The organism is Streptomyces sp. NBC_00647, from assembly GCF_045207245.1.
Lineage (GTDB): Bacteria > Actinomycetota > Actinomycetes > Streptomycetales > Streptomycetaceae > Streptomyces.
In genome coordinates this window covers 9,924,088-9,946,588 of sequence record NZ_CP109040.1, presented here as the reverse complement: position 1 = coordinate 9,946,588, position 22,501 = coordinate 9,924,088, and the positions used below count along the sequence as shown (strand labels likewise).

Annotated in this window: 5 protein-coding genes; all 5 read right to left on the bottom strand. The window is 73.4% G+C overall.

Translation table 11 applies throughout. The features are described 5' to 3' along the window. Window positions 1-70: 70 nt before the first annotated feature. Window positions 71-1,207 (bottom strand): alpha/beta hydrolase, encoded by a 1,137-nt coding sequence (locus OG788_RS43830; protein ID WP_406376456.1) that lies wholly within the window; start codon window positions 1,205-1,207, stop codon window positions 71-73. After that, window positions 1,204-4,002 (bottom strand): thioester reductase domain-containing protein, encoded by a 2,799-nt coding sequence (locus OG788_RS43825; RefSeq protein WP_406376455.1) that lies wholly within the window; start codon window positions 4,000-4,002, stop codon window positions 1,204-1,206. The genes OG788_RS43830 and OG788_RS43825 overlap by 4 nt, the downstream gene beginning before the upstream one ends. Window positions 4,003-4,069: 67 nt before the next feature. Continuing rightward, entirely contained in the window at window positions 4,070-18,571 is a 14,502-nt protein-coding gene (locus OG788_RS43820) for an SDR family NAD(P)-dependent oxidoreductase (RefSeq protein ID WP_406376454.1), read from the bottom strand. A gap of 306 nt (window positions 18,572-18,877) precedes the next feature. Continuing rightward, the gene (locus tag OG788_RS43815) at window positions 18,878-20,638 is read right to left on the bottom strand and encodes a fatty acyl-AMP ligase (RefSeq protein WP_406376453.1); all 1,761 of its coding nucleotides are present in this window, start codon (window positions 20,636-20,638) and stop codon (window positions 18,878-18,880) included. Window positions 20,639-21,251: 613 nt separating this feature from the next. Beyond that, on the bottom strand, window positions 21,252-22,367 hold the full coding sequence (locus tag OG788_RS43810) for a S8 family peptidase (protein WP_406376452.1): 1,116 nt from the start codon (window positions 22,365-22,367) through the stop codon (window positions 21,252-21,254). Between the last annotated feature and the right edge of the window lie 134 nt (window positions 22,368-22,501).

Below are 22,501 nucleotides of genomic sequence, written 5' to 3'. Positions count from 1 at the left end.
CCTGGAGTGCGGTCCGGTTACTGGTCGGTCTGGTTACTGGTCGGTACGGTATCCGGGCTCGGGGCCGCCGTCACCGTCGTTCGCCGAGGAATTCGAGGATGTGCCCGAACACGTCGAGGGCGGCGCCCCGGCCCAGGAACGTGTCCAGGTGCCCGTAGGCGGGGATCTCGGTGTACGACACGTCCAGCTGGGGCTGGCGGTGTGCCAGCACCTCGTGGCAGAGCTTCTGCGAGTCCAGCCACAGTCCGTTCTCGCTGCCCGCGAGCAGCAGCACCGGGGTGTCGATGCGGGCGGCCGCGTCCAGCGCGTTGGGCGGCAGTGCCCGGTAGCGGTGGTCGGTGTCGTGCCAGCGGACGACGCTGCGGGCGAGTTCGATACGGCGCAGGTGCGGCAGGATCCACAGGGGCGCAGGCCCGAGGAGCTCGGCCAGCCGGTCGTGGGTGGCTTCGGACAGGTTCTCGTGCAGGAACAGCGAGGCGCCCGAACCCCAGGCCGAGTTGTGGAGGATCTGGCAGGTCGGGTCCGGGCAGCCCGCCCCGCGGGAGGCCAGCGCGAACAGGGGCGTGTACTTCGAGCGGAGACCCACCTTGCGGAAATCGACCGGGATGTGGTCGATCCGGTTCTTCAGCAGCTCACCCGCCACCGTCATCCGCAGCGAGGTGCGTCCGGCGAGCTTCGGCGTCAGGAACACGCCCTGGGAGACGACGCCGGCGAGGCCGGGCACCAGCCCCGCCGTCATGCTCAGCGACAGGGTGAGGGAGCCGATGCAGTGGGCGACCACGAACAGCGGCCGGTCGCCGATGCGTTCGCGGATGCGGGAGACGGCTTCGGGGATGTCGTACAGAGCGACGTCGTCGTAGGTGTACCTCTGGCCGGTCTCGTTGTACGGAAGCCGGCAGCTGCCCCGCCAGTCGAGCAGCCAGGGCTCGTAGCCGTCGTCGAGCAGGACGTCGACCAGGTTGCGGGTCTCGGGGAGCAGGAACATGTCGGCGGACGCGGTGTGCCCGTGCAGGAGCAGCACGGCGGGCCGGTCCTGCTCGCCGCTGTCGACGCGGGTGAGACCGAGGCGTACACCGTCCCCGGCCGTGAAGGGGATCTCCTCGACCCGTGCCGGGTCGAGGCGGTGGCGCAGCGGCCGCAGGGCCGTCCCCGTCCTGACCTTGCGGATCGTCGGCCTGGTACGGGAGTTGGTGGTTCTGAGGATCATCGGTGGCGCTCCGAGGGGGTCTTGGTGCGGCGCAGGTCGAGGAGGTCCGCGGCGGCGCGGGCGAAGGGGCCGAGCAGTCCGCGGCCCATCTCCGCGCCGAACCAGGCGAGCCAGGTCAGCTTCGCGACGCGCTTCTCCTGGCCGGTCAGACGCGGGTCCACCTTGATGCCGTCGATCTGGTCGCGCACATAGCTGTCCGCGGGCACGACGAGCTCGCCCGCGAGGCTCGCCGGTTCGCCTTCGCGGCCGATCTCGACACTCAGCGCACGGGTCTGCCGCCACACGTCACGGCGGGCGCGGGCGTACTTGTGGCCCTCCAGCCACCAGCGGCCTCCGTCGGTGTCACGCAACGTCAGTCGGTAGCGCAGGAGTTGGTGGCGCATCCCGTGCCGCTGCGGGATGCCCTCCTCGGGCCGGATCCAGACGTCGCCGTGTTCCACCAGCAGCGGCGCGGGATGGGCCGCGGTGCACACCACCTCGCCGCCGACGTCCACCCGGCGCTCCTCCACCAGTTGGTACATGCTCGCGATGGAGAGGGTGAGCGCCATCGAGCAGGGGGTGTCGGCGCCGGCGCCGACCGGGCCCACGTTGCCCTCGGTCGTCTCGGAGAACCACAGGTACGGCTGGTCGTCCTTGTCCGGCAGCCGGGCCAGTCCGTCCTGGGCGAGCCGCTCGAACGTCCTCAGCTGGGCCTGGGCGTCGTAGCGGGCCGCAGGGCGCAGGCCGAGGGCCTCGACGAGCGCGGCAGTGCGTTCGTCGGTGGCCGCCGGCCCCTTCAGGGTCGCCTCGCACAGCTTGAGGGCGGTGGGACTTCGCAACACCCTTGTGAGAAAGTCGAGTTCGGGGACAGGGTCGGCCTCCAGGCGGGCCAGGGCGTCGGTGCGCCACTCGTCCCAGTCCTGTACACGCACATGCATCCCGCCGAACGCCATGTCCCGTACGACGTCGTCGAGGGTGTTGGGTACGCCGGTCAGGTTGTAGTCGAATCCCCAGGCATCGGGTTCGCAGATGACGCCCGCCGCGACCCGGCTCACCCAGTCCACGGGGGCCGCGTTCAGACGGTGGAAGGCGGGCACGGTGCGGAAGCGGCCGAAGGCCGAGATGAGGCCGCTGCTGAGGTCCTGCGGATTGTGGGCGCCCGTCCGGGTGTGGCCCCCGATTCCTCCCGGGCGCATCGCGGTGACGATCAGGCCGTGGTCGCGGGCCCGCCGCAGAGCGACCTCGGCGGCCCATTTCGTCTGGTCGTAGCCCGCGACGAGGCGGTCGACGTGGGCGAGCGGGTCGTCCTCGCCCATGGAGGCGATGCCGACCTCGTTGAAGACCGCGATCGAGGAGATGTGGTGCAGCGGCTTGGGCGGGCCGGTCGCGGCCAGTTCGGCCAGGGTCAGCGCGCCGATGACATTGCTCTGGCGCAGCGACTGGTAGCCGCGCAGGAAGTCCACGGCCGCCGCCACGCCCACGACGCTGTCCAGTTCGTGAGCGAGCTTGTTCCAGACGTCGTCGGACAGGCCGAGGTGGGGACGCCTGATGTCGCCGGGGAGCACCGTCACCCGGCGGCGGATCTCCGACGACCAGGGCAGCCGGTGACTCTTCAGCGCCTCGCCGAGGCGGGCCGTGGCCGCCTCCTCGTCGGCCGCGCGGACGAGGCAGTGGACATGCGCGTCGCTGTGCCTGAGCAGATCGAGGAGCAGATGACTGCCGAGGAAGCCGGTGGCGCCGGTGAGCAGGATCCGGCGGGGCGGCAGGGGCTCGGGCGAGCCGGTCCAGGGCAGGCGGTCGGCCAGGGAGAGGTCGGCCAGGATCTGGTCGAGGTCCTCGGGACGGGCCGTGGCGTACGGGGTACCGCCGCCGGTGGTCCTGGCGCTGACCGTCGTCCCGGGCGCGATGCGGGGCGAGCGGATGGATGGGGTGTCCGTAGCGGGCGCCAGGCCGGAACCCGGGGCGCGAGCGGAGCTGAATTCCGGGGCCGGAGCCGAGGCGAGGTACGGGAAGGTGTCCGGGGCCTGTGTGGTGCCGATCCTGTCGGTCGCCGGGGCCGGGGTCCGTGCGGCCGTCGAGGCTGCCTGCGCACTCGGGGCCGAGAGGGCCGCCGTGGCACCCGCGGTCGCCAGCCAGCGCAGGGCGAGACTGCGCGGCCGGGCGTCGGCGAACACCTCGTCGAGGTCGATCTCCATGCCCAGCTCGTCCTCCAGCGCCGCGACGAGTTCCACGGCGCCTACGGAGGTGCCCCCGGCGTCGAAGAAGTCGGTGTCGGGTGACAGATGCCCTCCGGGTACGAAGGGACCGGCCGCCGCGGCGACGACGGCGGCCAGGCCGTCCGCGTCGGGTGCAGGGGCCGGTGCGGCCGCAACGGCGAGGGAGGGCAGTGCGCCGGCACCACGGTCCGTGCCGGTATCGGTGTCGCCACCAACTCCCGCGCCCGCTCCCGCACCGAACGGCACGGTGGGCGCATCCGCGTACAGGTCCGTTCCGGCAGCTGACGGCGCGACAGCCGCACCTGCGCCGGACGGCACGGTAGGCGCACCCACGTCCCCACCGGCACCGGACGGCACGGCAGTCTTCGCCGCGTCCGCATCGGCGGCTTCACCGACGCGGGGCGCGGAGGTCTCCGCACCCGCATCGGTCCCCGCACCCGACTCCGTGCCGGTTCCGGTCGCTGTGGGTGTGGGTGTGGGGACCTGTCTGATCCTGGCCAGCAGGGCCTCCACGCTCGGCCCGCCGTCACCCCGCTCGATCGCCTCACCGGTGGCCCGCTGTCCAGCGTACGCCGCCGCGTCCTCGTTCACTTCACTCATCACAGCCCTTCCCCCCGTGCACTGTCCTTTTCCGTACTGCCTCCGCGGGCCGAGCCCGCTGCCCCGCTCACTGCCGCCGCCACGAGCGGAAGGCCCGCAGCTGTTCCGGCGTGACCACGCTCTCCAGGTGCTCGTCGTCCTGGTCGCCGCCGCCGAGCGCGGCCAGCAGACGCCGGGCCGGTACGTTGCGGTCGGTGCGCTCCGCCGTCAGCCGGACCTTCACGCAGCCCAGTCGGTCGGCGCGGTCGGCCAGCCACTCCAACAGCCGTTCCTCGACGCCTCGGCCGAGCGCACGGCAGCTCAACATCCACGCGAGCACGTCGAGTTGATCGCCGTCCGCGCGCAGGGCGAGCAGGCCGATCTGGCCGTAGTCGCCGAAGCGATCCCGTGCCGCGGCCGTCCACACCTCGCCGTGCTCCCGCCATCGCGCCAGATCGCCAGCGTCGGCGGACCGGGGACGGAGCGTGAACTGATTGGTGCGGCGCACGAGTTGTTCGGCCCGCTCGACGTCGGCCCCGGACAGCGCCCGGATGTCGACCTCGAGTTCCAACTGGGCGAGGAACTCCTCGAAACCGGCCTGCTCGCGCACCGCGTCCCGCTCCCGCTCCTGCGCGTAGAACCCTGCCCGCAGTCCGTCCTCGGCCGTCGCCGCCGCCGGGACCAGCGGCCACAACCGGCCGAGGAAGTCGTCCAGTTCGGCCGCCGGAGGGCAGGTCACCGACAGCACCTCCGGCAGCGCCGACCGCATTTTCGCGATCTCTACAGAGTTGTCGTCGAGGAACAGGAAGCTGTCGATCCCCAGGTTGAGGGTGCGCGCCGCCTCCGTGAGACGGCCCGGCTTCGGGCCCCAGCCGGCGGAGAGCACGCTGAAATGCTCTGCCTTCAGCGGGCTGTCCGGACGGTCGAGGACGGCCCGTACGGTGTCCTCGTCGTTGTTGCTGACCAGGGCGAGCAGCGCTCCCGCGGCACGCCAGCTCAGCAGCTTCCGTGCCAGCAGGGCGCGCGGTCCGGTCAGATCCACCGACTCGGGGCCGATCTCCCCGGCGACCCCGCCCCACAGGGTCTCGTCGCCGTCGACCGCGATCACCTTGGGCGCGGGACGCAGTACCGCTCGTACGACCTGGGCCAGCCGCAGGGCGACCGCCGCCTGGAAATGCGGGGTGAAGGGGAGATGGGCCAGCCGTTCGGTCCTTTCGTCGAAGCGTTCCGCGACCGCGTGGTGGCGCGTCCAGTCGTCCGGGCCCAGCACCGCGATGCCGGGCGAATCGGCCAGCTCGGCGAGGAGGTCGCTCTCCCACAGCGCGAAGCGGTCGTCCTGCCGCGCCGAGGGCAGGACGCCGACGATCAGTGGTCTGCGGGTCCGCTCGGACAGGGCCCGCAGCGCGGCCGGGTAGGCGGTGCGCAGTTCGGTCAGCACCGCTTCGGTCACCGGGCCGAACCGTTCCAGGTCCACCGCCCGCAGCAGCACCACACCGACCGCTGTCGTGGGGTCGGTGAAGACGCCCGAGGGATCGCGCAGGGCGGCGAGCACCTGGTGGTACGGCGCTTCCGCGACCGTCGGGCCCTCTTCCCGCGCCCGCTCCCCTGCTCCTTCCCCCGTGCCCTCCTCGATCGCCGCCTCGCACAGCGGCGGCAGATTGCCGAGCGCGAATGTGGCGGCGAGGGCGAGCGTGCGGCGCGGGTGGGCAGCGGGGTCCCGCACGACCGGAGGCGCCGTCGCGAGCGGAGGTGCGGTCGCGATCGGAGGTGCGGTCGTGCCCGTCGCGATCGGCGTCGCCGTCGCAACCGTCGCGGCAGTTGCCGTCGCACCCGTCGTACCGACCGCCGCGGTCGGGTCGTCGGCCGTCGCGGCGAGCAGCCGCAGGAACTCCTCCGCCAGTTCGGTGGAGGTCACCGCGTCCAGGATGTCGAGGTTGTGGTCGAGCCGTACGCGGCCCGCGTCCGGGGTCATGGTGACCATGAGGTCGAGGTCGGAGTAGCCCGTTCCGGCCGGGAGCACCTCCAGCCGGCCGAGGCGGGCCGCCGAGGAGCGTACGTAGTTGAAGTACACCTCCACCAGCGGGGCGTTCGGCCGGTACAGTCCCTGCCCGGCCAGGGTCGAGAGCACGTCCGAGAACATGGCGCCCTTCGCGATGACCCGGTCCAGGCGCGCGTCCGTCCGGCGCAGTACCTCCTCGATCCGCTCCCCCGCCGCCGCTTGTGCCGGGAACGGCACCGGTACGCCGAAAAAGCCCACCGCGTCGTAGGCGTCGGCGTGGATGCGCGTGTCGACGGGCACGGCGAGCACGAAGCGCTCCCGCTCCCGCATCCTGGCCAGCAGGACGGTCAGGGTGCCGAGACAGAAGGCGGCCGGTGTGACGGCGAGCCTGCTCGCGGCCGCCGACACCCGTTCCATCAGTCCGTCGGGTATCGCCACGGTCACGCTCCCGGCCCGGTACGAACGCGTCGCCGGGCGCGGCCGGGCGAGTGTCAGGTCGAGACGCTCGCTGCCGTGGAAGGCCTCGCGCCACTCGGTGGTGCCGGCGCCGGAGGCGTCGCCGGTCCGCTGGGCCTCGATCAGCAGGTCGATGTCACGGTTGGTGACGGCGTCGCCGAGTGAGGTCCCGGACAGTTCGGCGTCGATCTCCCCCGCGACGAGAAGCAGCGACTGCAGGTCGCTCACCGCGTGGTGGGCGCCGAACACCAGGATCTGGCCACGCGTACCGGCGTCGAGCAGCTCGAACCGCCACAGCGGCGTCCTCGCCAGGTCGAACGGCGGCTCCAGCAGCCGGGACAGCCGGTCGTCGGCGTCGAGTACGGCATCGGCGGGCACGTCCGTCCAGCGCAGCAACGGCTCGGCCGGCTGCCGCTCCACCCGCAGCTGTCGGCCCCGTCCGCCACCTGCGGCCATCGCCGTGCGCAGGGCCGCGTGCCGTCCGGCGAGCCGGGCGACGATGTCGGTGAGCGCCTCGCGGGTGGTCGGCGCGGTGAGCCGGACGGCCAGGCCGACGGCGTGCGCCGCGTCCGGCATGCCCGGCTGGGCGCTGCGCAGCAGCCGCACGACGTCGCGGGTCGCGGGCCGCAGCTCGCTCTCGGGCACCTCGGAGGCGGCTTCGGGCTGTGGCTCCTGTCCGCGGGCCCCGGTGTCGCGTTCGGGCAGCACCGCGCCCAGGGCCCGTGCCAGACCCCGGATGTCGGACGCCGAGAAGACGGCGGCGGCCGGGAGTTCGGCGCCCAGCTCGCGGGTGAAGGCGTTGCGCAGCCGGACCAGCATGAGCGAGTCCAGGCCCAGTTCCTTGAGGGCCGTGGTCGCGGACACTTCGACGGCACCGCCGGAGACCTGGTCGATCTTGGCCCGTACATACGCTTCGAGCCGTGCGGTCCGGTCCTGGTCCGTCGTCGCAGCGAACACCCGCGCGACGAGGTCGTCCGTGCCGGCCGGGTCAGCGGCGGCGGTGATCAGGTCGCCCAGGATCGGGCGGGTGCGCGCGGCGTCCGGGTCGAGGTCCAGTGCCGCCCGGTCCAGGGCGAGGGGGGCGAGCTGGCGGCGGGAGGTGGCGAGCACCCGCTCGAACAGGTCTCCGCCTTCCGCCGGAGTGAAGGCGACCAGACCCGCACGGCTGGTCTCGGCGGCCCGGGTGCCGGAACCGGCGACCATGCCGACCTCCGTCCAGGCGCCCCAGTCCAGGCTCAGCGCCCGGCGGTCGGTGCGGGAGAGGTGGTGTGCCCAGGCGTCGAGGAAGGCGTTCGCCGCCGCGTACGGGCTCTGGCCGGCCGAGCCGAGGACACCGGCCGCCGAGGCGAAGAGGACGAACCTCTCGGCCTCCGGCGCCAGTTCGGTGAGCAGGGTGGTGCCGAGGACCTTGGGCGCGAGCACGCGCAGGACGCGTTCGTCGGTCAGGTTCGCCACCGTGGCGTCGTCCAGGACGCCCGCCGCGTGGATGACCGCGGCGATCGGTCCCCCCTCACGTCGTACGGCGTCCAGGGCGGCCGTCAGCGTGGCACGGTCGGCGACGTCCGCGCGGGCGAGGTGCACGGTGACACCGCGTGCTTCGATCCCCTTGATCCAGCTCTCCGCGGCCGCGTCGGGCCCGCCCCGGCTGAGCAGGGCCAGTCGGCGGGCACCCCGGCGGACCAGTCGCTCGGCGGCCACCCGGCCGAGGCCGCCCAGGCCGCCCGTGATCAGGTGCACGCCGTCCGGGCTGATCCCGCCGTGCCCGTCGTCGTCCGGGCGGGTGCGGGCCAGCCGTGGCACCAGCCGGCCCGACTCCCGCAGCGCGACGAGCCGTTCGTCGTCCGCGTGCCGCAGTTGCGTCCACAGGCCGTCGCCGTCGTCCGTGGCCGGCAGGTCGATCAGTGTGGTGAGCAGTTCCGGATACTCCTGGGCCACCGAGAGTCCGAAGCCCCAGGCGAGCGCCTGCTGAGGGTGCGTCACCCGGGTGCTGTCACCGGCGGCCTGGCTGCCCCGTACGACCACGAACAGGCGCGGGGCACGGCCTCGGGGACGGTCGGTGAGCGCCCGTACCAGGTGCAGGGTGCTCAAGCAGCAGTACCGGGCGGCCTCTTCGGCCGTGGCGGCGTCCTCGACGGCCGGCGCGTCGAGGGCGGTCAGCTGAACCACCCGCTCCGGCTGCCCGTCGGGGAAGGCCTCGTCGAGAAGGCGGGTCAACTGCCCTGGATCGGACGGATCGAGGACGTAGCGGCCGGGGCTCTGGGCGCCGAACGCCGCGCCTCTGCGCACGATCACATGGGGTACGGCAGCGGAGGCCAGCCGTTCCGCGAGCGCGTCGGCCACCCCGGTCTCGTCGGCCAGGACGAGCCAGCCGCCGTCGCCGGGCCGCTCCTGTGCCGCCGGGCGCGGCTGCCAGCGGGTCTCGAAGAGCGCACCGTCCAGCGGCGAGAGCGCGGCGAGTTCGAACTCCACCGCCTCCAGGAGCAGTTGCTCCTTCTCGTCCCAGAGCCGCAGATCCACGAGCGCGGTGTCGCCGTCCACGGAGCGCAGGCGGCAGGTCGCCCACGCCGGCGCGGAGCGCAGGCCGGTGAAGCGCAGCCGTCCGACACCGGCGGGCACGAAGGCCCGGCCCGCGGGCGCGTCGGCCGGCAGGGCCGCCGTGTGGAAGGCGGCGTCGAGGACCGCGGGGTGCAGCAGATGCCCGGCGGCGGGCCGCGGGGCGAGTCGGCCGAGCGCCGCGGTGTGCGTGCGGTGCCCCTGCTCCAGGAGCCTGAAGGCGGGGCCGTAGTCGATGCCCAGGGCCGTGAGCCCCGCGTAGACGGCGGACAGGTCGGCCTCTTCGTCGCACCGCTCGCGCAGCACCGCGGGCTCCTCGCCCGCGTCGGCCGCGGCGGGCGCGTCGGGCACGGGATCGGCGGCGGCGTCGACGATCCGTCCGGTGACGTGCCCCTCCCACGGCGCGCGCCGCTCCCCGGTGGCCGCCGAGGCGATGGTGAAGTCCCGTGAGCCGTCCGCCCCCGGGGGCTGCAGAACCAGTTGCAGCCGTACGGGCTGGTGCGCGTCGAGAGCCAGGGGCCGCAGGAACCTCACGTCGGCCAGTGCTACCTCGCCGCCGTCCCGCAGTGCGGACGCGGCCTCCAGGGCCAGGTCGAGGAAGGCGGCGCCGGGCAGCCAGACCTCGCCGTTGACCCGGTGGTCGGTCAGGTAGGCGAAGCGGCTGTCGCGCAGGTCGATGTCGCTCTGGAAGATGTGCCGGCCGGGTGTGTCGCTGGCCTCGACATGCGTGCCGAGCAGCGGTGAACCCCCGGCCGTCCCGGTGGCCGGGGAGGGTGCGCGCCAGTGGCGTTCGCGGGCGAAGGCGTACGTGGGCAGGTCGATCCGGCGGCCCCGCGGGAGCAGCACCGGCCAGTCGGGCGTGTGCCCGGCCTCGTACAACTCCCCCAGCCGGCCCAGCAGAACACCCCGTCCGTCCCGTCCGCGGCTCAGCGAGCCGAGCGAGACCGCGTCGATCCCCGCCTCGGCCGCCACCGCCTCGACCGACGCGGTGAGCGAGGGGTGCGGGCTCAGTTCGACGAAGTAGCGGTAGCCGTCGTCCAGCATCCGCCGGATCGTGTCCGCGAACCGGACGGGACGCCCGAGGTTCGCGTACCAGTGGTCGGCGTCGAGCCGGTCGCCGGGCACCGGTTCGGCCAGCACCGTCGAGTACAGCGGGGTCGTGGTGCGGGTGCCCCGGATGCCGGAGAGCCGGTCGAGGAGATCCGCCCGGACGGGGTCCATCAAGGGGGTGTGGGAAGCGAACGGCGTCGTCAGCCGCCGTACCGGGATGTCCCGCGCTTCGAGGTGCGCGCGCAGTTCGGCCAGCGCCTCGGTGTCGCCGGAGACGGCCGTGGAGTGCGCGCTGTTGACCGCGGCGACGAACAGCCGGTCCGGGTGGGACGCGAGCAGCTTCTCGACTTCCGTGCGCGGCAGCTCCAGGGCCAGCATGCCGCCCTGTCCGACCAGCGGGGCGACCGCTCGGGCGCGCCCCGTCACCACGGACACGGCGTCGTCCAGGGTGAGGGCGCCCGCGCTGTACGCGGCGGCGATCTCGCCCAGGCTGTGCCCGATCACGGCGTCCGGGCGGACGCCGAGCGCACGCCAGGCGGCGGCCAGGGCCGCGTTGACGGCGAACAGCACCGGCTGCAGGTACTCGGTGCGGTCGAGCGGGGCGAACTCCTCGGGTGCCGCGAGCACGTTGAGCACCGACCAGCCGACGTGGCCGTGCACCGCCTTGTCGATACAGGCCAGTTCCTCGCGGAAGGCCTCCGACTCGGCCGCCAACTCCATGCCCATGCCCGGCCACTGGCCGCCGTGCCCGGCGAAGACGAAGGCCACCTTCCCGGACTGCTCCGGACGGGGCGGGGCCAGCGGGACCCGTCCGGTCGCCAACGCGTCGAGCCGTGCGCGTAGTTCGTCCCGGTCGCCGGCGACGATCCCCGCTCGCCGTTCGAAGTGGCTGCGGTGGTGCGCCAGGGTGTGGGCGACGTCGGGCAGCGCGACATCATCCTGGTCCAGGTACCGGGCCAGCCGTGCGGCCTGCCCCCGGACGGCGGCCTCCCCTCTCCCGGACAGCGCGAACAGCCGCTTGCCCGAGGCGGTTTCGTCCTCGGGCGGGAGCTCGGCCGGATCGGCTTCCTCCACGATCAGGTGAGCGTTCGTTCCGCTGATCCCGAAGGCGCTCACGCCGGCCCGCCGTACGCGTTCGCCCGACGACGGCCAGGCGACCGTCTCCCGCAGCAGGTGCAACCCGCTGTCGTCCCAGTCGACATGGCGACTGGGCGTGCTCGCGTGCAGGGTGCGCGGCAGGGACTGGTTGCGCAGGGACTGCACGACCTTGATCAGACCGAGCACGCCCGAAGCGGCCTGCGCGTGACCGATGTTGGACTTGAGCGAGCCGAGATGCAGCGGGTGGCCCTGAGGGCGCGAGGCACCGAAGACCTCCGCGAGGGCGTTCGCCTCGATCGGGTCACCGAGGGTGGTGCCGGTCCCGTGCGCCTCGACGTAGTCGATGTCGGCGGGTTCAAGACCGGACAGCTCCAGTGCCCGTCGGATCACCTGCTCCTGGGCCGGACCGTTCGGCGCCGAGAGGCCCTGGCTGCGGCCGTCCTGGTTGACGGCCGTACCGCGCAGCACGGCCAGCACCTCGTCGCCGTCGCGCCGCGCGTCGCCGAGCCGCTTCAGTACGACCATGCCCGCGCCCTCGGCCCAGATGGCACCGTCGGCGTCGTCGGAGAAGGAGCGGCAGCGGCCGGTCGGGGACAGCCCTCGCAGACGGCTGAACTCGACGAAGGTCCCCGGCGTCACCATCAGCGTCACCCCACCGGCGAGCGCCAGGTCGCACTCGCCCGCGCGCAGCGCCTGCGCCGCCAGGTGCAGCGCCACCAGGGACGACGAGCACGCGGTGTCCACCGTCAGCGCCGGTCCGTTCAGGCCCAGTGTGTACGCGAGCCGGCCCGAGGCCACGCTCGGCGCCGATCCCGTGCCGACGTACCCGTCCAGCTCATCGAGCCGGGAGCCCGCGAGGTAGTCGCTGCCGAACATGCCGACGTACACACCGGTGCTGCTGCCCGCCAGCTCGGCCGGCACGATCCCGGCGCGCTCCAGTGCCTCCCACGCCGTCTCCAGCAGCATCCGCTGCTGCGGGTCCATGGCCGCCGCTTCCTTCGCTGTGATTCCGAAGAAGCCCGCGTCGAAGGACTCCAGGTCGTCGAGGAAGCCACCTTCCTTGGCGTACGACGTGCCCAGGGCCTCCGGGTCGGGGTCGTGCAGCGACTCCACGTCCCAGCGGTCCGCCGGGAACGGGCCCACCGCGTCTCGGCCCTCGGCGACGAGATGCCAGAGGCCCTCGGGGTCACTCACGCCGCCGGGCAGACGGCAGGCCATGGCCACCAGGGCCAGCGGCTCGTCCGACGCCGGCGCCGGGGTGTGGGGGGCCCGCGGATCGGGTGCGCCGCGCCGGGTGGCGTGGCCGTCCGTGGCGAGTGCGGTGGTCAGCAGGTGGGCGGAGAGCCGGGCCACGGTGGGATGGTCGAACAGCAGGGTGGCGGGGAGCCTGGCGCCGATCCGGGTGCCGATGCGGTTGCGGAGCTCCACCGCCGTGACCGAGTCCATGCCGAGCTCACGCAGTGGCTGATCGGGACCGACGGCCTCCGTCGAGCGCAGGCCGAGCGCCCGCGACGCCTCCTCGCGGACCAGGGCCAGGACGCGTGCGGCGCGGTCGGCCTCGGGGAGCCGGGCCAGCCGGTCCGCCAGAGGGGAACCGCCGTCCTGACCGGTCCGGGGCGCGGGCAGCAGCGAGCGCCACAGAGCTGCCGTACCGTCGTCCGTGGCAGCCGTGGTCTCGCGCAGGCGGGGCAGGTCCAGGGACCAGGCGATCAGGTGCGGTGCGCCCCGGCGCAGGGCGAGTTCGACGAGTTCGCGGCCCTGGTCGGGGGTGAGGGCACGGTGGCCCAGCCGGGCCATCCGGTCCAGGTCGGCGTGTTCGGCGGCGAGACCTTCGCCCGCCCAGGCACCGAAGGAGACCGAGACTCCGGGCAGGCCCAGGGCCCGCCGGTGGTGGGCCAGTTGGTCGAGGAAGACGTTGGCCGCCGCGTAATTGCCCTGACCCGGGCTGCCGAGCACGCCGGCCGCCGAGGAGATCAGCAGGAACAGGTCGAGCGGGGTGTCGGCGGTGAGCCGGTGCAGATGGGCGGCGCCGTCCACCTTGGGGCGCAGCACCCGCGCGAGGCGTTCGGGCGTCAGCTCGGCGACCACCCCGTCGTCCAGGATTCCGGCGCAGTGCACGACACCGCGCAGGGGCAACTCGTCGCCGACGCCTGCGAGTACGCCGGCCAAGGCGGTCGCGTCCGCGACGTCGCACTGCGCGATCTCGACCTCGGTTCCGAGCGCGGTCAGTTCGGCGGTGACCTCGACGGCGCGGGGATCCGCAGCGCCCTGACGTGAGGTCAGAAGAAGCCGGGGGACACCGTGTTCGGCGAGGAGCCGGGCGATGTGCCGGCCGACGGCCCCGAGCCCGCCGGTGATGAGCACCGTGCCGTCGGTGGGCGCCGGCGCGCCGTGGCCGACGAGGTCGAGGACGACAGGGGCGCTCGACACCCTGCCCCGCCGTATCGCCTCTCGTGCGGCGGTGACGGGCAGGACCTGGGGGCGGGCCGGACGCGCCCGTCCGGCGACGGTCTCGTGCAGCGTCCGGGCCGCCTCTTCGGCAGTGGTGGCGTCGTCGGACGCGAGGGGCAGGGCGGCCGCGGTGGTGAACGGCATCTCGTCCGGGAGTACCGCGACCAGCCGTGCGTCGGCGACCGCCATGGAACCGGGCGGGGTGTCGGCGAGGCCGACGACCCGCAGGCCGGGTCTCAGGTCCGTCACATCGGCTGCGGTCTCGGTGACCACACCGGCGCGGACGGTACGGGGTCGCTCTCCGCCGGGCCCGGGAACCGCCACGGCGTGCACCTGGATCCGCACCTGGCCCGAGGTCAGGGCCGGGGAGACCACAGCGCGCAGGGTCGGGTCGGTCGCGGGACCGGACAGTTCGTAGCAGTCACCGGCCGGGATCCGCAGCGCGTCGGCCGCGCGGGCACGCACCAGCCGCGGAGCGAGCAAGGAACCTTCCCGGAAGGCGAGTTCGGGCTCGTCGACATGGGCGACGGCCGCCGGAAGGACGTCGGCGGGATCGGAGTCCTCAAGGTCGAGCAGGGTCAGCCCGAGGTGCGGGTGTTCGGTCCGGGCACTGCGGGCGAGGCCCCACAGGACCGACTGGGCCAGGCCGGGCACGGTGTCCGATGCAGCGGTCGCGACCGCGCCGTGGGTCACCCAGACGGTCCGGGAGGGCGGTTGTTCGTCCACCGGCTCGATCAGGCCGCGCAGTTCGGCCAGCGCCGCGGCGGCCAACTCCTGGGCTGCGGCGGCCGGTTCGGCATCGGCCTCCGGACGCGGCCAGAATCGTACGGCGATGTCGGCGCCCGTCTCGCGCACCTGGACACCTGCCGCCGCCAGGCCGCGCAGGGCGGCCGCGACCTGCGGGTCCGAGCGGTCGCCGTGGACGGCCCACGCGGCGCGCGGTACCGCCGCCGGCTGTTCGGTCACGGCCGTCCACGCCACTTCGTACAGGTGACGGCCGTTCTCCGAGGCGCCGTTCAGGTCCGCCGGGTCGACGGCCCGCAGCCGTACGTCCTCGAGTCGGCCCGCCGGAAGGCCGTCGGTGTCCCACAGGGTCACATCGAGGGTGAGGTCCGTCCCCGAGCCGCCCGAACGCCGGACCAGCGCCGTGAGGTCGCTCTCACCGCCGGGCGGCGGCAGGACGCAGCGGCCCACGGCGACCGGCAGCAGCACCCGCCCGTCGGACGCGTCCAGCGCGGCGGCAACGTGCAGGGCGGCATCCAGCAGCGCCGGGTGGACGGGGTACGGATCGCTCGCGTCGCGGGCCACGGCCGGCAGCGACAGCCGGGCCAACAGCTCACCGTCGACGGTGGTCGTGACCGCCGACCGGACGCCCTGGAAGGAGGGACCGTAGCCGAGACCGAGCGCGGCCAGCCGTTCGTACGTCCCCGCGCTCCAGGCCGACTCGGCGGCCTCCGGCCACACGGGCGGCCGCGCGGCCGTCACCGGGGCGGGGGCGGCCGCCGACGCGGTGGCGTGCAGGGTCCAGCCCGGGACCTCCTGGCCGCGCGGTCGGCTGTGCACGGTGACCTCGGGCGCGGATCCGGCGGTGACCACTTCGACCGACACCTCGACCGCGCCGGTGTCCGGCAGCACGAGGGGCGCGAGCAGGAGCAGATCGGTGACGTCGCCGGGAACGTCCGGGCGGGCCACCGCGAGCGCGGCACGGCACAGCTCCATCACGGTCGTGCCCGACACCACGGTCCGCCCGAACACGGCGTGGTCGGGCAGCCAGTCGGCGGTGGCCGGGGACCATTCGTTGCGGAAGGTCCAGCGGGTCTCGTCCGCCGACTGCAGCTGAACGCCCAGCAGCGGGTGCGCGGCGCGGTCGAAGAGACCGTGGGCCACGGCCCCGGACCCGGGTTCGGGCTCGATCCAGTAGGACTGCGGATCCCAGGCGTACGTGGGCAGGTCGGCCGCCTCCCCGTCGGGAACGACGCGGCTCCAGTCGATCCGCCGTCCGTGGACGTGGAGTTCGGCGGCGGCCCGGTCGAGGCAGGCGGGCCCGTCCTCGTCCCGGCGCAGCGATCCGACGGCGACCAGGTCCTCGTGGCCCAGGTCCTCCGCGACCGTGCGCACGGCGGTGACGAGGGAGGGGTGGGGGCTGAGTTCGACGAAGTGGCGGTAGCCGTCCACCGTCATGCGTTCCAACGCGGGCGCGAAGCGCACGGGTTCCCGCAGGTTCGTGTACCAGTAGTCGGCCTCCAGCTCCTCCGTGACCGGCTCGCCGGTGACCGTGGAGTACCAGGCGACGGTGGACGGGGAGGCGGTGACGCCGTCGAGTTCGTCGAGGATCGTCGCGCGCAGTGGCTCGACCCGGGCGCTGTGGGAGGCGTAGTCGACGTCGAGGCGGCGGACGAACACCTGCTCCCGGTCGAGGTCGGCGAGCAGGGCGTCGAGCGGCTCCACGTCGCCGGCGATCACCGTCGAGCGGCCGCTGTTCACGGCGGCGACGGACACCCGGCCGCCGAGGCCGGCGAGGCGCGCCTCGACCTCGGTGTGCGGCAGGGCGACGACGGCCATCGTCCCGGTGCCGGACACCTCGGTCAGGGCCTGGCTGCGCAGGGCGACCACCGCCGCGGCGTCGTTGAGGCTCAGGGCACCGGCGACGCAGGCCGCGGCGACCTCGCCCTGGCTGTGCCCGATCACGGCATCCGGCCGTACGCCACGGGCTCGCCACACCGCGGCCAGGGAGACCATCACGGCGAACAGGACCGGCTGGACGACGTCCACCCGTTCCAGGGACGGAGCGCCCTCGTCGCCGCGCAGGACCGCCGCCACCGACCAGACGGTGAAAGGACGCAGCGCGGCGTCGCAGCGGTCGAGTTCGTCGGCGAACACCGGTGACCGGTCGAGGAGTTCGCGGGCCATGCCGGACCACTGGGCACCCTGGCCGGGGAAGACGAATGCCAACTTGCCCGGCGGGAGGGTCTGTTGCGGGCCCACGACCAGGTCGGGGTCCGGCTTCCCCTCGGCGAGGCCGCGCAGCGCGGCGAGCAGTTCGTCGTGGTCGCCCGCCCGGACGACGGCGCGGTGCTCGAAGTGTGTGCGGTGATGGGTCAGCGTTGCGGCCACTTCGGGCAGGGCCGGGCGCGGTTGTGCGGCGAGCGCGTCGAGCAGGCGGGAAGCCTGCCCCCGGAGGGCCGGGAGGGTGCGGGCGGACAAAGGGAAGAGGACGGGCTCGCCGGTACCGTGGTGCCGGGCGGTCGTGGGAGTGGGTGCCGACATCGGCCCGGTACGGGTGCCCCGGGCGGGCGTCGGCGTGGGAGCCGACGTCAGCATCGGCGTCGGCATCGGCGTCGCGGCCGGTCGTGTCAGGTCCTCCGGTGACTCCTCCAGCACCACATGCGCGTTGGTGCCGCTGATCCCGAACGCGCTCACCCCGGCCCGCCGCACCCGGTCACCGCGCCGTGGCCACGCCTCGCCGCCGCTGTGCACGCGCAGGCCGCCGTCCGCCCAGTCGACGTGCTCGGTCGGGTTCTCGGCGTGCAGGGACGCCGGGAGCCGTTCGTGTCCCAAGGACAGGACCGTCTTGATGACGCCGCCGATACCCGCCGCGGCCTGTGAGTGACCGATGTTGGACTTCAGGGAGCCGACGGCGAGCGGCCGGTCCGCCGGGCGTCCCGGTCCGAAGACCGACGCGAGTGCCCGGCCCTCGATGGGGTCACCGAGACGCGTGCCCGTGCCGTGCGCCTCGACGTAGTCCAGGTCGACCGGCCGCAGCCCGGCGTCGTCGAGGGCGGCGCGCAACACCCGTTCCTGCGCCGGACCGTTCGGCGCGCTCAGGCCCTGACTGCGGCCGTCCTGGTTGATCGCCGACCCCTTGACGACCGCGAGGACCCGGTCGCCGTCCCGGCGCGCGTCCGCGAGCCGCTTCAGGAGCACCAGCCCGCAGCCCTCGGCCCACACCACCCCGTCCGCCTCGGTGGAGAACGGGCTGCACCGCCCGGACGGCGACAGCCCGCGCAGCCTGCTGAACTCGACATGCCCGCGCGGTGTCACGAGGAGCGTCGCGCCTCCGGCCAGCGCGAGGTCGCACTCGCCGCCGGCCAGTGCCCGCGCCGCCAGGTGCAGGGCCACGAGAGAGGAGGAGCAGGCGGTGTCGACCGTGACGGCCGGCCCCTGGAGTCCGAGGGTGTAGGCGATGCGCCCGGACGCCACGCTGGACGCCGAGCCCGTGCCGACGTGCCCGTCGAGCCGGTCCAGCGAGGCCGAGGCGAGGTATCCGCTGTCGTACAGGCCGATGTAGACGCCCGTCGAGCTGCCGTTCAGTGTCTCCGGGACGATCCCGGCGCGCTCGATCGCCTCCCAGCCGGTCTGCAGCAGCAGCCGTTGCTGCGGGTCCATGGCCGCGGCCTCGCGCGGCGAGATCCCGAAGAAGGCCGCGTCGAAACGGTCGATGCCGGTCAGGAAACCGCCGCGCAGGGTGTACGCCTTGCCGGTGGCCTCCGGGTCGGGGTCGTACAGTCCCTGAGTGTCCCAGCGGCCCGCGGGCACCTCGCCGACGGCGTCCTCACCCGCGGCGAGCAGCCGCCAGAGGGCCTCCGGGTCGTCGGCGCCGCCGGGGAACCGGCAGGCCATGGAGATGATCGCGATGTCGTCGTCGTTCCGCACGGACAGGCCGGCGGGCGCGGAGGCCGGGGCCGGATCGGCCGTACCCAGGGGCTGTTCGTCGAAGATGGCCTCGGCGATCCCCGCGATCGTGGGGTGGTCGAAGACGAGGGACGGCTCAAGGGGCCGCCCGGTCCACTCGGACAGGCCCGCGGCCAACACCACCAACTGCCTTGATCCCAGACCGAATTCGGCGATGGGGCGGTCCGGTGCGACGGCCGCCGGGGCAAGCCCGGCCGCGTCGGCGACGGCCGACGTCAACCAGACCCGCACCCCCTCGGAGGTCGTCGGGGACGTCTCGGGGAACTGCTTCGGGGACTCGTTCGCAGGCATCTGGGCTGGTGTCCTCGTGAACTTGGGCTCAGGTGGATTCCGTACGGCCGACGCGACGGGTGCGCAGGGCGTACGACTGATGCCGCCGACGCACGGCAGACGGCAGACGGCAGACGGTGAACTCGGGTGGCGTGCGGCGGATTCCGGTGGATGTATGAGCGTGGCGCGACTCCCATGGCGCTGTCGCACGACCGCCGTACCGACGACCCACGACCCACGGCCCACGAAGCACAAATGAGGAACGGACCTACCCGAGGCCGCCGTTGAGCCGCCGACGGCGCGTGGGCACGCCGCCGGCCGGATAGGTCATCTCGTCGCGGGCCCGCCCACCAGGGAGAGGGTGCCGTCGAGATACGCCGCCCGCGAGGCACGGCGCTGGATCTTCCCGCTGGACGTCTTGGGGATGGTGCCGGGGTGGACGAGCACGACATCGCGCACCGGCAAGCCGTGTGCCTCGCCGATCGCGCCGCGGATCAGATCGATGATCTTCTCGGACTCGCCCGCCGCCTCCGGTGCCGTCTCGGCGACGACGACGGGCTGCTCGCCCTCCCCTCCACCGTCCACGGAGAAGGCGGCGGTGCAGCCGGGCCGCAGCGCCCAGTGGGACATCTCGGCGGACAGTTCCAGGTCCTGCGGGTAGTGGTTGCGTCCGTCGATGACCATCAGGTCCTTGAGACGGCCGGTGACGAATAGTTCGCCGTCCCGCAGGAACCCGAGGTCGCCGGTGCGCAGGAAGCGGCCCTCGCGACCCCTGAGGGTGGCCCGGAAGGTCTCCCGGGTGGCGAGCGCGTTGCGCCAGTAGCCCTTGGCGACACTGGCGCCGGAGACCCAGATCTCGCCGACCTCGCCCTCGGGCAGTTCCTCCTGCCGTTCGGGGTCGGCGATCACCAAGGTGATGCCGGGGCCGGGTCGGCCGGAGCCGACCGCTGCCGCGTCCGCCGACCTGGTCTCCGCCGCGTCGGCGTGCGGCCCGGTCCCTGCACCGTCGGTGGCAGTGGCAGTGGCAGTGGCCAGGGTGGGCGGCTCCTGCACCGAGCTGCCGGTGACGATCAGCGTGGCCTCGGCCAGGCCGTAGCACGGATACAGTGCCTCACGGCGGAAGCCGGCCGCCCCGAAGGTCTCGGTGAACCGGCGCAGGGTCGCGGCCCGCACCGGTTCGGCGCCGTTGAAGGCCACCTTCCACCGGCTCAGGTCGAGGCCGTCGAGCAGGTCCGGCGTGGCGTTCTTCAGGCACAGCTCGTAGGCGAAGTTGGGGCCGCCGCTGGTGTGCGGGCGGTACCGGCTGATGGCGTTCAGCCAGCGCTCGGGCCGCTGGAGGAAGTGCAGCGGGGAGAAGAGGGTGGCGGTCACGCCGAGGTAGGCCGCGTTCAGGACCGGGCCGATGAGGCCCATGTCGTGGTAGACGGGCAGCCAGCTGACGAAGAGTTCATGGTCGTACTCCTCGATCACGTCCGGGGTGTGGCCCATCCGCTCCGTGATGACCCGCTCGTTGTCCAGCAGGTTCCCGTGGGTCACCATCACCCCGCGCGGGGCGGAGGTGGACCCGGAGGTGTACTGGAGGAAGGCGACCGAGTCGGCGGTGAGGTCGGGTTCGTGCCAGGAACCGGCCGCCTCGTCGGGGATGTCCTCGGTGGCGACGCAGGTGATCCCGTCCAGTTCGGGCAGGTGTTCCGACAGGGTGGCGAGGGCCGCGATCGCCTCGCGGCCGCCCAGGATCACCTTGGCGTCCGCGTCGGCGATCAGGCGCTTCATCCGGAGCAGGGCGCGGTGGTTCTGTGACCGCCCCTGCGGGGGCAGGCCCGGCACGGCGACGACCCCGGCCGAAAGGCAGCCGAGATAACCGCAGATGAACTCGATGCCGGGCGGATACAGCAGCATGGCGCGGGAACCGGCGAGGCCGCGCTCCTGCAGCCAGGCGGCGACGGCCCGGGACCGCTCGGCGAGCCGCCCGTAGGAGATGTCCTGAATCTCTCCGTCGCAGTCACCCGTGAGGAGGTACCGGTAGGCGGTCCGGTCGGGCTGTCGGGAGGCATGCGTGGTCAGCAGATCGACCAGGGAACGAGCCATAAGAGGAGTCTCACCTGTTCGGATAAGTGAGTGAGAAGACTGGAGTTCAGAGGCCGCGTCATAGGTACGCGCAGATGCCGTGTCCGCCTGGCCCCCTTGCCAGAACGTCCTTCTCGACCAATCCGCCCGGGAAGCGGCGGCGATGCACGCGCCGGCTCCCCGTGGCCCCCTACGGATTGCTACCAACGAGTAACACACTAGCAAGTTCGACCGGCGCCTCAGATGTAACCCCGGGTACTAAATGCGGAATTGGGCGTTCTGACAGTCGGTCACCGCACGCGAACGGCGTGAAGTCGCTGGTACGCGGGCTGCCGGGAGGGACATGTGTGCCGCGTCACGCGCTCCGAACAGCGTTCGGGGGACAACCGGCCACTCCCCCGACGTCCGGTGTCGCCCACAGGCCGGGCATGAGCGAGGCGGACCGCACGATGCGCGGTCCGCCGCATGCCCTCGCCGTACAGAACTGCCCAGGCGCACGCGGCGTGTGAGACTGCGAAGACCATGGCGTGGGCGCGGTGACGGCGCGACGTGCGCCCACCGGCCCGGTGAGGCGCGACGCTCGTGCGACCGGGGCGACCGGGGCGACCGGGGCGACCGGGGCGACCGGGGCAGGTCACAGGCCGCCGGTGTTGAGCAGCCGGTTGGGCGTGTCGGAGCGGACGCCGCGCACGACACCACGGGTTGCCGTGTGGTCGAGCCAGACGTGGACCTCGTGAGCCGTGGCGTGGGGGTGCGCCGACAGGTACAGCGCGATCACGCCGGTGGCGTGCGGCGCGGCCCAGGACGTCGCGCCGTCGTCCTGCCTGGTCGTACCACCGCCGGCGAGGGCGGCGGTCACCTTCTGGCCGGGGGCGTACAGGTCCACGCACCGCCCGTGACCCGATCCGTAGGAGCCGCCGTCGCTCCACGCGCGGTCGTTCGAGGTGGAGGCCGCCACGACGATCGTGCCGGGGACGCCGGCCGGGGAGTGCTTGCAGGCGTCGTCATGGAAGTTGCCGGCCGACACCACCGTCGGGATCCCCGCGTCGACCATCTCCTTCACGGCGGACTCCACGGCCGCCGACCGGTGGTCGAAGTTGAGCGACATGTTCACCACCGCAGGCTTCTGCGCGTGCGCGGTGACCCACTTGACCGACTTCACCACGGCCGCTTCGGCCGCGGCCGCGGAACCGCCTTCCTCGCTCTCGCACAGGACGCCCTGGACCCGTACGAGCTCCGCCTTGGGCGCCACCCCGTACTTCGCCCCGCCGATGATGCCTGCGACGAACGTGCCGTGGCCGATGCCCCCCTCGCTGAAGCAGTCACCGGAGTCCTTCGGGCCCACGAAGTCGGCGCCGCGGTGGGCGCGTCCGCCGAACTCCTTGTGAGCGATGTCCATCCCGGTGTCGATCACATAGACGTGAACGCCCTTGCCCCTGGCGGTGGTGGTGAGCTTCCCGTTCAGCGGCCTCGACCGCTGGTCCAGGATGTCCAGGTTCCACGGCACGTGCCGGGTGACGGGTGACGCCGGCGTCCCGGACAACTTCCCCACGGCGCCGGGAGACGTCGGCGCCGAGCCGGACGACGCCCCGTGCCCGAAGGGCGCCACGGACTCCCCCTTCCCGTGCGCGGGCAGCGTCCCGCCGGCCCCCGCGGCCGCCGCGCCGGCTTCCCCGCCGCAGGCCGAGGCCCCGAGCACCGTCGCCATGGCCGCCACCAGGAGCCCGGCCTTCGTCACGTTCCGCGTCACAGCGTCCCCCGCATCCCCGCTTCGTACACAGTCAGCGCACAAGACGACCACAGGGGGCGGGCGGTTCCGGCGGGGCGTTGTGGGGGGGGCGGTTCACTCGCTTGCCGGAATCCCGTGCGGCCCGTTGTGGCAGA